Genomic DNA, 18,899 nt, shown 5'->3' on the forward strand with positions numbered 1-18,899 from the left:
ATGTAAAAATGGGTCGTGGGTATTAATAAAAAATGAAAAGCTCTTTATAATTTTTTTTACCTGAAAAGAACGCAATTCATTATCAGGATATTTTAAATCATAATGTATTAACTTTCAGTGGTCTTTAAAACATTTAAATTATGGCAAAAAGTAAATTACTGCGAATGGACAATGTCGGTATTGTCGTAGAATCACTGGATGAAGCCATTGCCTTTTTCGAAGAAATCGGACTGAAACTGGAAGGACGCGCAACCATTGAGGGAGAATGGGCCGGCCGGGTTACCGGGCTGGGATCACAAAACGTAGAGATTGCTATGATGGTTACTCCGGATGGATACAGTAGACTTGAGATTTCTAAATTTATACATCCAGCCACAATTTCAGACCATCGGACTGCCCCTGTGAATTCGCTTGGCTATCTTCGGGTGATGTTTACGGTGGAGGATATTGATGAGCTGGTATCCAGACTTCTGAAATACGGTGCGACGTTAGTAGGCGAGCTGGTTCAGTATGAAAACTCCTACCGGTTATGCTATATTCGTGCAAAGGACGGACTGCTGATTGGTTTGGCTGAACAATTAAATAATAGATAGGATCTTAAATTTTCAACGATGAGTCTGTTCATAAAAAAAGAAAGAAGATTAATTGTTAATCTTCTTTCTCTCACTTTTTTAGAATCATATATTAGATATTGATTGCAATTCCAACTTATCAAAATTACCACTAAAGACTACCTCTTTAATAGGGCCGTCCAGTTCTTCATACACTTCCGTATCGAAGACTCTGTTTGATGTAATATAGATATGATCAAAATCTATATGCCCGCTCGGATCGTTCGGGGATGATGATTTTTTAGCTGAACCACCACCGCCAAAAGATTTTTTAGTAGTTACCGTTGTGGTTGTTTTTCCATCAGGTCCGGTTGTCACTGTGGTAGTTTTCTCATAATCAATGGCTGAAATTACAGCGGTTGCTACAGAAGCTACCAGGCTAAGGTGTTGATCGAGTCTCAAAAACGTTTTAAACAGCTATTAAGATTTGTAATTATAATGGCAGGTTTTATATTTTGTTAATGAATAATCTGACAGTCAAATCAGATCTTACCATCTTATATATTTTAATATTATGATTTATTTATATTCTAATATTTTAATAATTGGTATATTTGTATTCTATTTTAATCAAAAAATGAACTATCCCATCATAAAAGACGTACTTACTTTACTTGAAGAATTTGAATCGGAAAATGCTTCCGGCTCTTATAGTTCAGACATTGAAGGGTTTAAGGCTTGGGTATCTTCAAAAAATACTTCACTTGAAATCAATGAACCTTATTGGGAAGGGAAGGAAAACGGAAGAACGCCTGAAAGCGCCATAAGCACTTTGCTGGTACACCTCAACAGGTATGCAAAAACCTATTCCAAATCTGCTATTTCGGACTCCCATTTCACGACACAGGAAGATTTTATTTATCTGATCAATTTAAAAGCCTTTGGTAAAATGACCAAAATGGAGCTTATTAAAAAAAATATTCAGGATAAACCTGTGGGAATGCTGATTATCGCAAGACTATTGAAGCAGGGCTGGATCGAGCAGGCAGATTCTGATATTGACAAAAGAAATAAAGTGATCAGTATTACCCAGGCAGGACTTGATGCATTGGATCGTCAGATGGATAAGATCCGGAACGCTACAGATATTGTGGCAGGAAACCTCAGTTATCAGGATAAAATGGAGCTTATCAGGATTCTCAATAAGCTGGATCGTTTTCATTACCCTATTTTCTGCAGGAATATTGATACTAAAGAATTGATCCGAACAGTATTTGACGAATATTCGTTTGAAAAAAACTGATTACAGCTTTCAAAAATTGAGAAAATGAGCAAAATTAATATTTTCTGGTTCAGAAGGGAGTTAAGGCTTGAAGACAATGCAGGTCTGTATCATGCTCTTAATTCCGGCTTGAAAGTGATCCCGATTTTTATATTTGACACAGAAATTCTGGACCATCTTGAGGACAAGTCGGACAGAAGGGTAGATTATATCCATCAAGCGCTAGATACCATTAATAAAGAACTGAAAGATTATAAAAGCGGTCTGAAGACCTATTATGGAAAGCCGATTGATATTTTTACAAATCTGATGAATGAATTTGAAATTGATACGGTCTTCTGCAACAGGGATTATGAACCACAGGCTATAAAAAGAGATCATGAAATCGCCGGTTTCCTTGAAAAAAATGGAATAAAATTTTCCCACTTCAAAGATCAGGTAGTATTTGAAAAAAATGATATTCTTAAAAGTGATCAGTCTCCTTATACCGTCTTTACGCCTTATTCAAAAAAGTGGAAAGAGAATTTAGGAAGTATTGAAATTTATCCTACTGATTTCAGTCAATTTGCTGTATTAAAAGAACATAAAAACATTCTCAGTCTTGAAGACATCGGATTTAAAAAGACAGAAATAGAATTTGCAAAACCTTCTCTTGACAAAAAAATCATAGCATCTTATCAAAACTACAGGGATTTTCCGGCGATGGATCATACCACACACCTTGGAATAGCGCTGCGTTTCGGGACTATTTCTGTGAGGAAATGTGTACAATTTGCTCTTGAACATAGCGAAACATGGCTTAATGAACTGATCTGGAGAGAGTTTTTTATGCAGATTCTGTTTCATTTTCCTCACGTCGTGAACCATTGTTTCAAGAAAAAATATGAAGATATTCCGTGGAGAAATAATGAACAGGAATTCAAGGCGTGGTGTGAAGGTAAAACAGGATATCCCATTGTAGATGCAGGAATGCGGGAACTCAATGAAACCGGTTTTATGCACAATAGAGTGCGGATGATTACGGCTAGCTTCCTTACCAAACATCTTCTGATCGACTGGAGGTGGGGAGAAGCTTACTTTGCCACAAAACTGCTGGATTATGATCTTTCCGCTAACAATGGGAACTGGCAATGGGCTGCAGGTTGTGGTTGTGATGCAGCGCCTTATTTCAGAATATTCAATCCTGAGGAACAGACTAAAAAATTTGATAAAGATTTGAAATACATCAGAAAATGGCTGCCCGAATCTTATGATCAAGAACCATTGGTTGAACACAAATTCGCCAGGGAAAGAGCATTGGAGACGTATAAAAAAGCATTGACTTAGATATTTGATCGGATAGTAATAAAATGATTCATAACTAAAATAAAGAACATTGATTAAAAAAGGAATTTTATTGGTAAATCTTGGGTCGCCAAGATCCACAGCGGTAAAGGATGTAAAGGAATATCTTGATGAATTCCTGATGGATGAGAGGGTGATAGATTATCGTTGGATTTTCCGTGCCCTTCTTGTTAAAGGTATTATTTTAAATACAAGACCTGCAAAATCTGCGGAAGCGTATAAAACAGTGTGGACGGATAAAGGTTCTCCACTCATCGTTATTACTGAAAAAGTGCAGAAAAAGCTTCAGAAATTGGTAGATGTGCCTGTGGAAATAGGCATGAGATATGCTCAGCCCAGCATTGAAAGCGGAATTCGGAAACTGGTGAATCAAGGCGTTTCTGAAATCGTACTTTTTCCATTGTATCCGCAATATGCGATGAGTACAACGGAGTCTGTCATAGAAAAAGCGGAAGAAGTCAGAAAAAAGGAATTTCCGGAGGTGAAGATCAATTATATTCAGCCATTTTATAACAGGGATATTTACATCAATTGCCTGGCAGAAAGCATCAGAGAAAAGCTTCCTGAAAACTTTGACGCATTACAGTTTTCCTACCACGGCGTTCCCGAAAGACATATCTACAAAACAGATCCTACCAAAACCTGTAATCTCAATGACTGCTGCTCAAGAGAAACTAACCCGAGCCACCAGTTCTGTTACCGTCATCAGTGTTTTGATACCACTAAAAAAGTGATCGAAAAACTCAATCTGAACAGAGAAAAAACAATCGTTTCTTTCCAGTCAAGGCTGGGGAAGGACAAATGGATGGAGCCGTATACAGATGAAACTTTAGAAACAATTCCTGCAAAAGGAGTAAAAAATCTGGCTATCGTCTGTCCGGCTTTTGTTTCAGACTGTCTTGAAACGCTGGAAGAAATTTCAGTGGAAGGAAAAGAGCAGTTCCTGCATGCGGGAGGTGAGAACTTCCATTATATTCCCTGCCTGAATGATGAGGGCCGCTGGATAGATGTTGTAAAAGAACTTTGTGAGGAAAAACTTCAGGAGTTTTATTTGGTTTAATCACTTTTAAGTAAAAAACAGAGTTAAAACTTATATAGCTGCAACAAGTGTTGGAGGGTTTTACACAGACATTCCAAAATTCCATATAATGCCAAATGACAACAAAAAGTCATTTGGCTTTTTTATGAAAATACATCATATGATTTTGTTTAATGCATATTCCTTGTTGTAATGATTGAAACGATCGGAATGCCATAATATCGCTTTCATTGAAGCATTTAATAGTATTGCAATGTTGTTTTGGTTTTTATTTAAACAAATTAATAATTGAGGCTTGGTGATCTTATTTTTGTCCCTAAATGATACAATATGATAAATTTCACATAAAATTGATCTTTTACATATTTCCCCGGTGCTGGGAAAAGACTATATTCGGGCAAAATTTCAACAAAAAATAAACAACTAATAACCCATGCGAAAACTTTACACAGGTGCATTATTCCTATGCACAATCTTGTGCACATCTGCTCAGGAAGTAGTCTGGCAGAAAGATATAAAATCCTCGACCCAGGATTTTTTAAGCCAGGTTATCACAACCATTGATCAGCAATATCTTATTTCGGGAAGCTCGATTCAGGGAAGTTCCCTTCGAGAGCCTCAGGGAACAGGGAAACAAAACAATGGCTACGATTTCCATTTAATCAAACTGAACCAACAGGGTGAAGAGGTCTGGGAAAAATATTTCTCCGGGCAGAACCACGATTATCTTTCTGCTTCTGTAGCAACACAGGAAGGCGGATTTCTTTTGGCCGGAACTTCTTATTCCGGGAAAGGAGCGGACAAAAAAGAAGATTCCAAAGGCGGGTCCGATATCTGGCTGATCAGGATCAACGAATTTGGAGATGAACTGTGGCAAAAAACAATCGGTTCAGGTTCGGATGAAGAAGCCCGATCAGTTATTCAGACAATCGATTTAGGATTTTTTGTTGCAGGAAACAGACAAAGTTCCCTTCCCTTCGACTCCGCTCAGGGTAAACTACCTCAGGGAACCAGTGGGTATGGATCAAAAGATGTTTGGATCTCAAGATTGGATAAAAATGGAAAAGTTCTCTCTGAAACCATTTTGGGTGGAAAAGGTCTTGATGAAGTCGAGAAAATGATTCCTACGAAAGATGGAGGTGCATTGGTGGGCATTTACTCGAGGAGTTCCGAGATCCGGGTTTCGGGTTCTACAGATAAGTCGTCTTCGGCAACCCCATATCCCGTATCCCGAACTGCTAAGTCTACAGATAATTTCGGCGAAGGAGATTATTGGATCGTTAAGCTGGATAAAACCGGAAAAGTAGAATGGGAAAAAAACTATGGCGGGAAAGCGGATGATCATGTAAGAACTTTAGTATTAACATCAGCGGGATATTTAATTGGTGGAGAATCAAGGTCTGAAAGATCGGGAAATAAAACGGTGGGTATTGAAGAAGGAACAGATTTATGGCTTATATCATTAAACGAAAGAGGCGAAGAAATCTGGCAAAAATCCTACAATTTCAAAAACAGAGATATTCTGATGGGAATGAGTGTGCTGCATGCTGCAGATGATAAAGGCTCAAAAGGAATTCTTCTGGGAGGCTACACTCAGGCAGAAGGAAAAATTGAAAAAGATGATGAAACGTTCTGGATGCTGTATCTGAATATGGATGGCAATGAGCAATGGAGAAAGTATGTGAAAGGTGAATCCGGAAAGAAAGAAGAACGGCTTTCTGATCTGAAACTGAACAAAGACGGTTCCATCATTTTAGCAGGAACCAGCGCACAGGAATTCGGAAAAGAAAACTGGAAGATTGTGAAACTGGGTGACCGCCAGCTGGATAAGCTCATCGAAAAACAGGATATTAGAATTTATCCGAATCCTGTATCAGATTATACCTATGTAGAAATAGGCTTTGACTTTAAAGAAGCAGATATTATCCTGTATGATATGGGCGGTAGACAGCTTCAGGCTGTGAAAACTAAAAATAAGGTCACCAAGATGAATACGCAGAACCTGATCCAAGGGGCCTATCTGATTACCATTAAAACTGATGACAATAAAACGGCTAATGCCAAACTGATTAAAAAATAACCATGAAGAAAACTACAATAGCCATTATACTACTGGCTTCACTAAACAATATATTCGGACAAGGGAATCAGAACCAGTATGATCCCAGTGTCAGAAATGTTCCTACTTCTCCTGAAGTAGCCTTATTAGGAAGATTTGGAGATATTCCTGTGGGACATTATACGGGAACTGCTGAGGTATCTGTCCCATTATATACATTAAAGGTAGATGATATAGAGATACCGTTGGCATTAAGCTACCATACATCAGGGATTAAGGTCGCAGATGAGGCTACATGGGTAGGTCTGGGCTGGAATTTTATGCCGGAGGGTACTGTTATTCAGGAGATCAGAGGAAAAGAAGATTATTGGCTGTCCGGCGGAGATGGTTTTAACAATAATGGAGGCTACACTATTTTTAAAAGCTATTTTCCAACGCTTTACGCGCATAGTCAAATATCAAGACTTCAGGTAGGATACAACGGGTATAATGGTGGCGGTATGGTGATCACCAATCCGGCCGTAGATGATTCTCCGTTTATTATCAATGATTTGCAAGAACAGAAGGGACAGCCGGATATTTTTATCTATAACTTTTATGGATATTCCGGGAAATTTTTCTTCAATCCTGAAAACAACAGTGAAATCCTGTTTATGGAAAGCAATGCGGATGTTAAATTTTCCAAAAACGGACAGGGATGGATTGCGACCACAAACAAAGGAGATAAATTTTATTTTTATGCCATAGAAAAATCCAAAACTAATCTGACAAGCTATACGGATATAGGCTATACTTTTAAAGTCACTAAAATTGAGCTGGTAAGTGGTAAAGTCATCAACTTCATGTATCAGGACGAAAGTACCAACCAGTTATACCCTTCACAAACAGCGCGTATTACAAGTTTTGACGGTCCGATAAGTGCGAATGTAATTACCAATAACAACTCTACAACGAATGACAAAAAGACATTAATCGGGATTGAAACGGATGACACTAAAATAGATTTCAATCTGGATAACAGGGAAGATATCCGCCCGCAGCAGTTATCGGTTCCCATTAAAAAACTGGCCTCCATTGATATTAAATCAAAATATCCGAATAAGAAAATTAAAAGCTTTGTATTCGGGACTACCTATTTTAACCCTGTAGCCATGAATACGGAAGAAGGCTATAAGAATAAAAGGTTGAAACTGAATTCAATTCAGGAAGTGAATTATAATGAAGCGGGAAATCCTCTTCAGAATATACCTCCCTATACTTTTGAGTATGACATGGCCAAGACGATGCCCTCTAAGATGTCCAGCTCAGATTTTTATGGATATAATAACGGTTCAAACAGTACGACTCTTCTTCCTGACCTGTCGTTTTTCGATTATCTGAATAAAGTTCCCTACAAGAATTACGGAATGACTGTCAGCTATCCTTATTATGGAACTATGCGATTCACAGACAAGAATTTCGTTACCACCAATATTCTTACAAAAGTAGCATATCCCACCGGAGCACGTACTGAGTTTGAGTACGAATCCAATACATTTTCCAATCAGTTTATTCCTACACCGGAGCAGGCATGGTCTGCCTTTAAAAACTTCAGTGTAACCCACAGGGGAGCTTCTACCGTACCTGGAGGTTATACTTTCCTTGAAAGCCCAGTTTTTAAGCTCTCACAGACTCAGATCATAAAATTCAATAATACCATTTATGACGGATTTTCGGGACCCAATTATCCGGAGTCTCATTATGAACCTTATGGAATGTGGGACAGCAGAATAAAATTTTTCAAAAGAAAAATGGTCAACGGGCAGCCTGTTAATACAATTATTAAGGAATGGTCAATTGATGTGGGAGGGCCCACTTTTGAACAGACGCATCAACGTGTATGGGATGAAGAATTGACAGTGGCTTATGACAGCGATCCTACCACAGAGTATTATGTACGTGTGGAAAACCCTCTGCAATACCGAAGTAGTGACGGATCACATCGTGCTGTAGTATCTGCCCAGGTCAGATATTATGATGATACGGATGTTGACAAATCCATCTCTTATGGAAGTGGTGTGAGAGTGAAATCGATCAAAAATTTCGAAAACAGCACTTTATTATCTCATAAACAGTACAGCTATAAGCAAGGAAAATTAATCTACAAGTTCGAACCGTTAAATCTGATCATTGGGGCAACTTATAAAAGTCAGCCTACTGTTCAGACGGGTGGCTGCTATGTGGAATCCGTTTCCATTTTTAATGACCTGTCAGTGAATTCAAGTGATTTTGGGATAAGCGGAAACAAACCTTTTGGTTACAGTGAGGTTACAGAAAAAGACATCAATATTCTGGACGGAACAGCAAAAGGTTCAACCGTGTATTATTTTACCAATAATGAATTTACGAATTCACTGATAAAGGGAGTTCCTAAGATTGATATTCCTTCCAACGGGGAAAATACACTGATCGAAAAATATGACCAGAATCAAAACAAAGTCACGTCCAAGATGTTTATCTACGATGATTTGCCCAATACCTCCAGTGTTTATCCTTCATTTAGCATGATAAATTCATCTACTGGGCCATTGGATCCTAATAAAAATTTCTACCCGTATGCTGTCAGCGGGTGTGGCATAACAGGATTGTCTTATACCGGTCATACCTATCAGAATCCACTACCCACCACTAAATACCGTTTTATCTTTAATCCTTTAATTACCGGTAAAAGGAGATTAAAAGTCACATCTGACACTTCCTATTTTGGAAATAAGACCCTGGTTGAAAAAACAGATCTGAACTATACAGCCTCAGGTGATCTGGATACGAGTATTGTAACGACCAGTGAGGGGAAAATAATCACGACCAGTTATGATTATGCGTCTGATGTAAACAACACCCGCTTAGTGAATAAAGGGATGACAGGAGTCCCTCTGAATATAGAAGTCAGGTCGGGTGATGCTGGTTCAAGCACACAGATCAGTCGTGTAGAAACTAAGTTCGATCAGCAGGATAATTTCCTTCCTTCATCGGTTTTAAGCGGTAATCTTTCTGTAGTCAATATGGATACTGAAGTTACTTACAATAAGTATGATGCGAAAGGGAATTTATTGCAGTATACGAAAAAGGATGGTATTCCTGTATCACTTATCTGGGGCTATAACAGCACGAAACTCATTGCAAAGGTAGAAGGTGTCAATTATACTCAGGCTATGGGACTTGCTGGAGTTTCTGATATTATTACCAGGTCTGGTGAAGATGTGAATGGAAGTACAGAAAATATATTTATAGGAGCTTTGGATACTTTCCGTAAAAATAATGCGGGTCTCATTATGACCACCTATACTTATGATCCGTTGATTGGAGTAACAAGTATAACGCCTCCCTCAGGGATCAGAGAGGTTTATATTTATGATCCAGCCAACAGGCTTAAACAGGTGATAGATGTTAACGGAAATATCCTGAAAGAATTCAATTATAATTATAAAAACTAACACACGATGAAAAAACTCATAATTCCAATAGGTACTTTACTGCTATCCGGTTTAGTCCACGCACAGGTGAGTACAACTGAAAACTATGTACAAAGCAAAACGTATTTAGAACCAGTCACCAGCAGCAATTCTACAGTTAAACAACTTGAAACGATACAGTATGTTGATGGCTTAGGCAGACCCAAGCAGATCGTGAATGTAAAAGCTTCCCCAAGCGGAAAAGATCTGGTAACTACCATTCCTTATGATGGCTTTGGCAGACCCGTAGATTCCTGGCTTCCGGTTCCTATGGCAACTCTTAATGGCGGTATTCAGTCAGGAGTAAATACAGTGGGAACTGCATTTTATGGTGACAGTAACCCTTTCGGACATAAAAATCTCGAAAGCTCTCCGCTAGACAGAGTATTGACTCAGGTGCAGTCCGGATCAGATTGGCAGGGGCATGCAGTTCAGTTTCAGTATGATGCTAATAATGACGGGGAAGTCTATAAATTTGTTACCACCACAACTTTTCCCAATGGAGCTACTTCTTCTGTTTTAAAAACTTCAGGCAATTCAGTTCATGCATCTTCAGGTTTTTATAAAGCCAATAAGCTGTATAAAAATATCGTTATAGACGAAGATGGGAATAAAACCACAGAGTTTAAAAATGGCGAAGGTCAGGTTTTAATGGTAAGAAAATTCATCAGCGCTACAGAAAGTGCAGATACTTATTATGTTTATAATGAATATAATTTACTGGCTTTTGTTATTCCTCCCAAGGCTGTAGGGCTTTTAAAAAGTAGTGGTCTTGCCGATGGACAAACAGTAGATAATCCTATATTGAAAGACCTTTGCTACCAGTATCGTTATGATGCCAGAAGGAGATTGGTAGAAAAAAAGATTCCCGGCAAAGAATGGGAATATATGGTGTATGATAAACAGGACAGACCTGTGCTGACTCAGGATGCCAATATGGGAATATTGAAACAATGGCTCTTTACCAAGTACGATCAATATGGAAGAATCGCATATACGGGAATGTACACAAGTTCCCAAAACTATGGAAGTACTGGAAGACTGGCTGAACAGGTTAATGTAGATTCCAAAGGCAGCAACAATGTGCTGAGGTCCGGTACCGTAGGTTTTACACAGAACGGGATGGATGTATATTATGACAATGGATCCGGCAGTTTTCCAAGTTCTATCACCAAGCTGTTGAGTATCAATTATTATGATAGCTATGCTTCTTATACCTTTAATCCTTCTTTTACCGATATTTTAGGAGAACCTGTTTTAACGGATGCTTCTTCTTTGGAATCAAGAAGTACGAAAAGTCTTCCGGTAATGAGCCTGATAAAAAATATAGAAGATGATCAATGGACTAAAAATTATACTTTTTATGATAAAAAAGGAAGAGCGATAGGCTCTTACTCTATTAATCATCTGGGAGGACGTACCAAAACAGACTCCAAATTGGATTTTGCAGGAACCGTTCAGCAGACGGTTACCAGACATAAACGACTTGATAGTGATGCTGATAAGGTAATTACAGAGAATTTCACGTATGATGTCAAAAACAGATTGTTGACCCACACCCATCAGGTAGATAATAATTTTGTGGAAGTATTATCTCAAAATTCCTATAACGATATTTCTCAGTTGATCAATAAAAAAGTAGGAGGATATCCGTCGCTGGGAGGCGGGGGCTTTATCCAGAGTATCGATTATCAGTATAATATCCGGGGTTGGATGACCAAGGTTAATGATCCTTCAAACCTTGGCGGGAAGCTGTTTGGCTATGAAATGAGATACCATAATCCATTATCTGTTTCACAGACTACCGGGAAGTATAATGGCAATATTGCAGAAATTGACTGGAAGACCTCCAAAGACGGTGTTTTAAAAAGATATTCATATCAGTATGATGTTTTAAACCGTCTTAAAAAAGGAATATATTCGGAACCTGGTACTTCAATTCCTCAGAATAATTACTTCAATGAAAGTGTAGGATATGATCTCAATGGCAATATCACGGAGCTTCAAAGGAACAGAAATGCAGCGAATATAGGAGCAGAACTCATAGATAACCTGACCTATGTATACACAGGAAACAGACTTGATACCGTTACAGATTCCAGTCAGAACCATTTTGGCTATCCGGATACTTCAGGGACATTAATTCATTATGATGACAATGGTAATATGACGGATCATAAAGACAAAAGAATTCCTGGAATTGTTTATAATCATCTTAATCTACCTAACAGAATTCGGAAAGAAACTTTAATAAGCGGAGGTTTTGGTACCAATCTGGAAGAAAGTACCAGATATATTTACAGAGCCGATGGAGCCAAACTGCATAAAGATTATAACTATTATGCAGGAAGAAATAATAATCCTGTAACTTCAACAGTTGATTACCTGGATGGCTTTCAGTATACGGGAGAAATTTCCGGAGGTATTCTGGATCCATGGGGAACAGTAGGGGCTAATATGCAGCTTCAGTTTGTTCCGACTTCTGAAGGTTATTACGACTTTGTTCAAAATAAATATATTTACCAGTACAAAGATCATTTAGGAAATATCAGACTATCATTCTATAAAGACAGTAACAATGCTGCAATGATAGACAGAACGACTGATTATTATCCATTTGGATTAACTTTTGGAGATAACGGATTAAACAACAATGGATCTTTATCACCGAATTACACATATGGTTACAATGGCAAGGAGTTTCAGAGCGAGACTAAAATGTACGATTACGGAGCAAGGATGTATATGCCGGAATTGGGCAGATGGGGAGTAACAGACCCACTGGCGGAGAAATATTTTAATATATCACCTTATGTCTATGCAGCTAATAATCCTATGATTTACGTAGATCCAAACGGAATGGATGTCATACTTTACGGGGAAGAAGCACAACAACTATTCGAAAGATTAAAAAATGCGACATCCTTAAAGCTAACCTACGATAAAGAATCTAAAAAATTAGGAATTGAGGGAGCTGTCAATGTAAAGAAACTTAAAGGTTATGACAAAACCCTATACGATGCTATTACAAATGACAAAAAAGTGATCAATATTAAAACCGATAGTGATGTCTTACAGGAAACACTGCAATTATTCCATGGAACAGGTGCAGGGTTTTACGGAACTTTTGATAATGATGGAAAGAGACAATCCCTGAATATTGTTAACTTTGATATTATTTCAATGTATGAAGATGCCAATGGTAAAAAATATGAAGGTGTTGCCTTTTTACATGAAATACTGGAAGGATATTTTGCTACTGAAGAAAAAGGTACACTAAAGGCTGCCAGAAATGATGAGACTTCATATGTTAAAATCCACAATAAGGCCCAAAAGGATTCAGATGGTGGAGACAGCAGAAGCCTTGAACTTTGGAAGAATAATGTCAATTTTAAAAGCAAAATAAGTGGAGACACAAAATCGGTAGATGGAAATAAATTGCAATTCAAGTACTGGAACAACGAGAAATCAATCCAATTCAACTATATATATAGAAAAACATGGAGAACTTTATAAAAATTTTTGTCATTATCTTTATTGTCACATCTTGTTCTGCAAGGAGTATTTATATCGATAAAATTGAAACTTACCCTTCTTTTTATAAGATTTATTTTAAGGAAAATGATAAAAAAGGTTTTTTTATTTCGACCAAAAATCAGTGCGAGTACTTTAAAACGAAAGACAGTATAATTGCCGGAAAAAAAATGAACATCCGAAAAGATGCTATTTGGTGGGAAGATCCTAAAGCAGTCATGTATCAGGATGAAATTTTAGTCTGGGATAGCAAAAGCGAATATATGATGTACAATAGCAATGGCTTTTGCGGTTTACATACAATTAAAGTTGAAAAGACCAAAGTGGTTCGAAAAAAAGACCTGCTGGAGTTGCTTAAGTAAAGCTTTAATTCATCAATCATAAGCCACTGCTAACAACAGTGGCTTACTTATTTTTTGGAGTATTAATTCAAAGATTTTCGTAAAACAGTACACGTGCTTCATATAGGTAGTTTTTTAACCTAAAAATTGATTAAACGTAAAAAAAATAAGTATCCTTTGCGATAGAAAAATTCAGCAGTCATCGGCCTTTGCACATACTTTAACTTAAGTTTAACTCTAATTATAATTTCTGCTGCCACCGATTTCCTCAGTAATAGCGTACTTTTGCGGTCAATAAAATAATGGAATATGGGATTGTTTGATATGTTTACACGGGAGATTGCGATTGATCTTGGAACTGCTAATACCCTGATCATATACAACAATAAGATTGTCATAGACGAACCCTCTATTGTTGCTATTGATCGGACAACGGGAAAGCCTATTGCAGTAGGGACACAGGCAAAGCTTATGCAGGGGAAAACCCACGAAAATATTAAAACCGTACGTCCCTTAAAAGACGGGGTTATCGCAGATTTTCATGCATCTGAACATATGATTAAGGAATTTATTAAGCAGATTCCGGATATTGGAGGAAAGTTTATGCAGCCGGCCCTTAGAATTGTTATCTGTATTCCATCCGGAATTACGGAAGTAGAGAAAAGAGCGGTTAAAGATTCGGCATTGAAAGTAAATGCGAAAGAAGTAAAACTGATCTATGAACCTATGGCAGCCGCTATCGGAGCAGGGATCGATGTTGAAAATCCTGAAGGAAACATGATTGTTGATATAGGTGGAGGAACTACTGAAATTGCAGTTATAGCACTGGGCGGGATTGTATGCGACAGGTCGTTAAAGATAGCCGGTGATGTTTTCACCAATGATATTGCCTACTTTATCAGATCTCAGTATAATCTGGATATTGGGGAGAGAACAGCGGAAAGAATTAAAATTGAAATAGGTTCGGCACTGGAAGAACTGGATTTTCCTCTTGAAGATATTCCGGTACAAGGTAGAGACCTGATCACCGGTAAGCCAAAAGAAATTATGGTCAGCTACAAGGAAGTGTTCAAAGCCATTGATAAATCTATTATGAGAATAGAAGATGCGATCATGGAAACGCTTGCTATAACTCCGCCAGAATTGGCATCGGATATCTATAAAACGGGTATTTTCCTTGCCGGAGGAGGCGCATTGCTGAATGGTCTGGCAGACAGAATTCACCTGAAAACAGGATTGCCGGTTTGTGTTGCAGAAGATCCGCTAAGGGCTGTTGTTCGTGGAACCGGGATTGCTCTTAAAAATATTAATAAGTTCAGATTTCTTATCAAGTAGCATTTCAATGTAAATACTCATGGAAATTTGTTGAATAAAGCCCGTCATTATAAAAATCACGGGCTTTATTTTATTATTTGGATATAAAAATATTCATTGGGTCTAATTACCCAGCTCGAGTTGATTTCTGACGAGATTGAAGTATTCATTTTTTGTATCCACCAGTTTATAATGATTGCCTACTTCTGCAATCTTTCCGTTTTTCAGGACGATAATCTGGTCCGCATTCTTAACGGTTGATAGCCTGTGTGCTATTACAACAACGGTTCTTCCTTCAAAAAAAGACTGAAGATTATTATAAATCTGTTTTTCGTTTTCGGCGTCGAGCGCTGAGGTAGCCTCGTCAAGAAATAAGAATTCGGGATCTTTATATACGGCTCTGGCAATTAAAATACGCTGTTTCTGCCCGCCGCTTAACTGAATCCCAATATTTCCGACTTTGGTATTGTAACCCATAGGAAGTGATTCTATAAACGAATCAATGCATGCAATTCGTGCGGCCTCGGCTAATCGGTCATAATCAATCTTATCTTCAGTGAAAGCAATGTTTTCAGCGAGCGTACCACTGAATATATGTCCGTCCTGAAGAACAATTCCGCATCTTTTTCGCCATTGATCTGCGTAGATATCATTAAGATTCATTCCGTTTAACAATACTTTTCCGGAGGTGACAGGGTAGTAGGCCAGTAATATTTTAAGCAGGGTGGTTTTACCGCTTCCACTGGAGCCTACGATGGCTGTAACCTTGTTGGGAAGGACTTTGAAATTGATATCATTCAATACAAAGGGATTGAAATTTCCTGCATATTTGAAAGAGATATTATTGATAGAAAGTGTGTTAACCTGTGTCGTAAGATTCACGGTTCTGGCTACGTTTTCCTCCTGCTCATTATAAATTTCACCTATTCTTTTAGAGGCAATTTCGGCATCTTGGGTATCCTTTACCAGGCTTACTAGTCTGTTGATCGGGGAAGAGAGCTGGCCGATAACGTAGGAAATACTCATCAGAACGCCTAAACTCATTTTCCCATCCATGATCAGAATCGCACAAATACCGATAGCTGTGATCTCTTTAAGTTTGGATAAAAAATTCACACCTACCAGCTGGTACATATTCAGAAACAGGGAATTGAGTTCTATGGTATTGAGTTTTTCCTGGATCGCCAGGATTTTATTGATGGAAAAATTTTGAGCATTATTTACTTTTATCTCAGGCATATTCATGATGAATTCATAAATATGGTTGCTGTTTTCAGATTGTCTCAGAAATAAAGCATATTCAAGAATGGCCCGTTTTTTAAGAAACAGGAAAATCCATGCAACGCTCATGACAGAGAGGATGAGATAAACAATAAACACCCATTGACTGAAATAAAACAGGATACCTCCAAATAATAAAATGTTCAGGATGCTGATTAAAAAGTCAACGCCTTTCCACGTAACATAGTTCTGGATTTTCTGCTGGTCATTGATCCGCTGCAGGGTTTCTGTATTTAACCTTGTATCGAAATACCGGATGGGCAGATTCATCAGTTTTTTCAGGAGATTGCTTTTAAGCGAAATACTTAAATTAAAATTGATTTTGGTCAGTAAAAGGTTGCTGAAAAAATCACTGAGAAAGCTGGAAATAAAGAGGACAAGTTGCGATGCAAGCAACAAAAGGATAAGGTTGGAGTTTTTCTGAAGTATACCTTCATCAATAATATTTTTAAAAACAAAAGGAATACAGCTGTTGATGACCAATCCGACAATGATTAAAAGGATGGCCAGAAGATAGCTTCCTTTACGGGCTTTGATATAATTAATCGCTTCCTGGAAAAAGCCGGATTTTAGAAAACTTTCAGGTTGGTCTACCGGAATTTTTCCTTCCCAGTCCGGATTTTTTTCAGAATAAATAAGGATACCTTTTTCTCCGGTTCCGCGCCATTCATTGGAAAAACCTTCTTCATCCAGTTTAATTCTTCCGTAGGCAGGATCCGCCAGAAAATAAGTGCTTTGATTGTTTTTATCTGTAATATTTTCCAGTACCACAAAGTGATCCTGTTTCCAGAATAAGATGACGGGCAGCGGAATTTCCTTTAAATTAGAAATAGTTACCTGTACAGGAGTGGAGTGGAGTCCGGCTTTGCTTGAAGCAGCCACCAGGTCATCCACGGAAACTCCGATCCGGGTAAATTCAAATAAAGATTTTACAAAAGTAAAGGAATATTTTTTTTTACCATGATAACTAAGAATCATGGCAAGACATGCTGCTGCGCAATCTGTGCTTTGCAGCTGATGGTAAAATGCAAATTTATTTCTAGGCCAGCGCATTCACTATTTCTTCTATTTTACTGAGTACTACTTTATCTTTTTCGTTTTCGTCACCATTATAAATACAGTATTCGTCACCTGTTTCCTGGTGTTCTACTGCATGTTGGCTGCATCCGCCGTTACATAATGGCAATAATCTGCATTGCAGACAGGGCTTATTTTTAAATTTAGCCTCCATCCGGTGCTCAAGATGATTGTTTTCCCAAACAAGATCTCCGTCCTGGGTAAGATATCCGACTCTGTTTTTAGACAGGAAATCTCTGGCGGTACATTTATATAAATCACCATTATAATTGATGGTTGCACTGTTTCTTTTATCAGCGTAACAAGGATCCTGAACGTTGTTGATGGAGTACATCACTTTGGTATTAAACCCTTTGGTTTGCATTTTTTCGGCATTCTCATCCGCGACTACATTGGTGTTATCAGTCTCATCATCCTGCCAGACTCTGTGAAAGTCAAAAAGCAATTTTGTTTTTTTCTCTTCTTCAGTTAAGTAAGAAAACTCGTCAACGATTTTAAAGCAGTTGTGGATATTTTCGTGGGTATAATTAATTCTTGCGCGAACGAAAAAGTTATCATATTTGAGTAAGTTTTTAATATTACTTACAATTTCATGGTAGCTGCCTCTTGTCTTGTTCACAAAGCGTACTTTATCATGTTCTTCGCCGTATCCGTCAAATGTGATCTGAAGACCCGCTTCAAGGTTTCTGTCAACAAAATAGTTGATGAATTCATCATTCAGGAGATACCCGTTGGTGGTAAAGGCAATATTAAAAGTGGTATCATATTTTCTACATTCTTGTACAAGATGATCAATCATTGGGGTTACATTCCTGCCAAAATATAACAGAGGCTCACCACCAAAAAAAGACAGTGTGAAATCCTTTATAGATTCCTGAGAAACGGTTTTTGTGATAAACTTATTGACCGAGTCCAGTACTGTTTCCTCTAACCTTGATTTTTTGATATGGGTTTCATAGCAATACCAGCATTTGAAATTGCAATTCATGGTAGGGTTTACAATCAAAAAAAACATATTGGGATTATTGTCAATTTTTTTTGATACCTCTTTTACCTTTTGAACTTCGTTGGTATGTTCATCGATAAGAAAATATTCTTCTTTCAGATAATCATAGAAATCGGGATGTATTTCAGAAAGTTCATCGATACCGTCTCTTTTTCCGGCTTCCAGAAGTTCCCTCAGTTCAGGCTCTAAAAAAATAACTTTTTTCTCAAATGAATTAAATAAGGCGTACTGATTATTGAAGGGTACAATTGAGTTGAATTGGCTATATTTCATAGTTAGTTAGGTTTTTGATTAAAAACTAAAGGGCACTAATGCCCTTTAGTCTACAGAAAGTATTACTTACTATAAAGATGTAGTTGGAAGCGTTGGATGAGTTGGCTGAGTAGTTCCGCCACATCCTGCTACGCAGTTTCCACTGTTTGTTACTGGACAGTTTCCAAGGTTTGTTCCAGCGTTGGCAAATCCTGCATTAGTACCTCCTAATGCTTTTGAGAAGCCTCCTTTTGCTGTTTCGTTTTCCTGAGTAAATTTTGCAATGTCAAATTTGTTTTCGTTTGTTGATTTCATGATAATAATATTT

General features: G+C 37.8%; 13 protein-coding genes. 9 read left to right on the forward strand and 4 right to left on the reverse strand.

Annotated elements, in window-relative coordinates; genetic code table 11:
* Window positions 1–164 precede the first annotated feature (164 nt).
* On the forward strand, window positions 165–593 hold the full coding sequence (locus N0B48_RS17710) for a VOC family protein (protein ID WP_259840280.1): 429 nt from the start codon (window positions 165–167) through the stop codon (window positions 591–593).
* Window positions 594–677: 84 nt separating this feature from the next.
* Here N0B48_RS17710 and N0B48_RS17715 read toward each other — a convergent pair whose 3' ends face one another.
* On the reverse strand, window positions 678–1,013 hold the full coding sequence (locus N0B48_RS17715; RefSeq protein ID WP_259840282.1) for a hypothetical protein: 336 nt from the start codon (window positions 1,011–1,013) through the stop codon (window positions 678–680).
* 175 nt (window positions 1,014–1,188) lie between these two features.
* On the opposite strand from N0B48_RS17715, the gene N0B48_RS17720 reads away from it, so the two are divergent.
* From N0B48_RS17720 to N0B48_RS17755, 8 genes are all read left to right on the forward strand, one after another.
* The gene (locus N0B48_RS17720) at window positions 1,189–1,854 is read left to right on the forward strand and encodes a MarR family winged helix-turn-helix transcriptional regulator (protein WP_259840283.1); all 666 of its coding nucleotides are present in this window, start codon (window positions 1,189–1,191) and stop codon (window positions 1,852–1,854) included.
* A 24-nt stretch (window positions 1,855–1,878) separates the two neighbouring features.
* Window positions 1,879–3,159, forward strand: a complete 1,281-nt coding sequence (locus N0B48_RS17725) for a cryptochrome/photolyase family protein (protein WP_259840286.1) — start codon at window positions 1,879–1,881, stop codon at window positions 3,157–3,159.
* A 49-nt stretch (window positions 3,160–3,208) separates the two neighbouring features.
* The gene (gene hemH / locus N0B48_RS17730) at window positions 3,209–4,237 is read left to right on the forward strand and encodes a ferrochelatase (protein ID WP_259840288.1); all 1,029 of its coding nucleotides are present in this window, start codon (window positions 3,209–3,211) and stop codon (window positions 4,235–4,237) included.
* A 412-nt stretch (window positions 4,238–4,649) separates the two neighbouring features.
* Window positions 4,650–6,296: a T9SS type A sorting domain-containing protein gene (locus N0B48_RS17735; protein ID WP_259840289.1), complete on the forward strand. Its 1,647-nt coding sequence runs from the start codon at window positions 4,650–4,652 to the stop codon at window positions 6,294–6,296.
* Window positions 6,297–6,298: 2 nt separating this feature from the next.
* Complete coding sequence (locus N0B48_RS17740; RefSeq protein ID WP_259840291.1) at window positions 6,299–9,748, forward strand: RHS repeat domain-containing protein; 3,450 nt, start codon at window positions 6,299–6,301, stop codon at window positions 9,746–9,748.
* A gap of 6 nt (window positions 9,749–9,754) precedes the next feature.
* The gene (locus N0B48_RS17745) at window positions 9,755–13,282 is read left to right on the forward strand and encodes a DUF6443 domain-containing protein (RefSeq protein ID WP_259840293.1); all 3,528 of its coding nucleotides are present in this window, start codon (window positions 9,755–9,757) and stop codon (window positions 13,280–13,282) included.
* Window positions 13,267–13,662, forward strand: coding sequence for a hypothetical protein (locus N0B48_RS17750; RefSeq protein ID WP_259840295.1), 396 nt, complete (start codon window positions 13,267–13,269; stop codon window positions 13,660–13,662). The genes N0B48_RS17745 and N0B48_RS17750 overlap by 16 nt, the downstream gene beginning before the upstream one ends.
* Window positions 13,663–13,950: 288 nt before the next feature.
* Entirely contained in the window at window positions 13,951–14,976 is a 1,026-nt protein-coding gene (locus N0B48_RS17755; RefSeq protein WP_259840296.1) for a rod shape-determining protein, read from the forward strand.
* 102 nt (window positions 14,977–15,078) lie between these two features.
* Here N0B48_RS17755 and N0B48_RS17760 read toward each other — a convergent pair whose 3' ends face one another.
* The 3 genes from N0B48_RS17760 to N0B48_RS17770 all read right to left on the reverse strand — a co-directional run bounded on the left by N0B48_RS17760 (window position 15,079) and on the right by N0B48_RS17770 (window position 18,886).
* Window positions 15,079–17,289, reverse strand: coding sequence for a peptidase domain-containing ABC transporter (locus N0B48_RS17760; RefSeq protein ID WP_259840297.1), 2,211 nt, complete (start codon window positions 17,287–17,289; stop codon window positions 15,079–15,081).
* The gene (locus tag N0B48_RS17765) at window positions 17,276–18,592 is read right to left on the reverse strand and encodes a radical SAM/SPASM domain-containing protein (RefSeq protein WP_259840298.1); all 1,317 of its coding nucleotides are present in this window, start codon (window positions 18,590–18,592) and stop codon (window positions 17,276–17,278) included. The genes N0B48_RS17760 and N0B48_RS17765 overlap by 14 nt, the downstream gene beginning before the upstream one ends.
* Before the next feature lie 69 nt (window positions 18,593–18,661).
* A complete protein-coding gene (locus N0B48_RS17770) occupies window positions 18,662–18,886 on the reverse strand; it encodes a hypothetical protein (RefSeq protein WP_259840299.1) in 225 nt (74 codons plus the stop codon).
* Window positions 18,887–18,899: the final 13 nt, after the last annotated feature.

The organism is Chryseobacterium herbae, assembly GCF_025154075.1.
GTDB lineage: Bacteria > Bacteroidota > Bacteroidia > Flavobacteriales > Weeksellaceae > Chryseobacterium > Chryseobacterium herbae.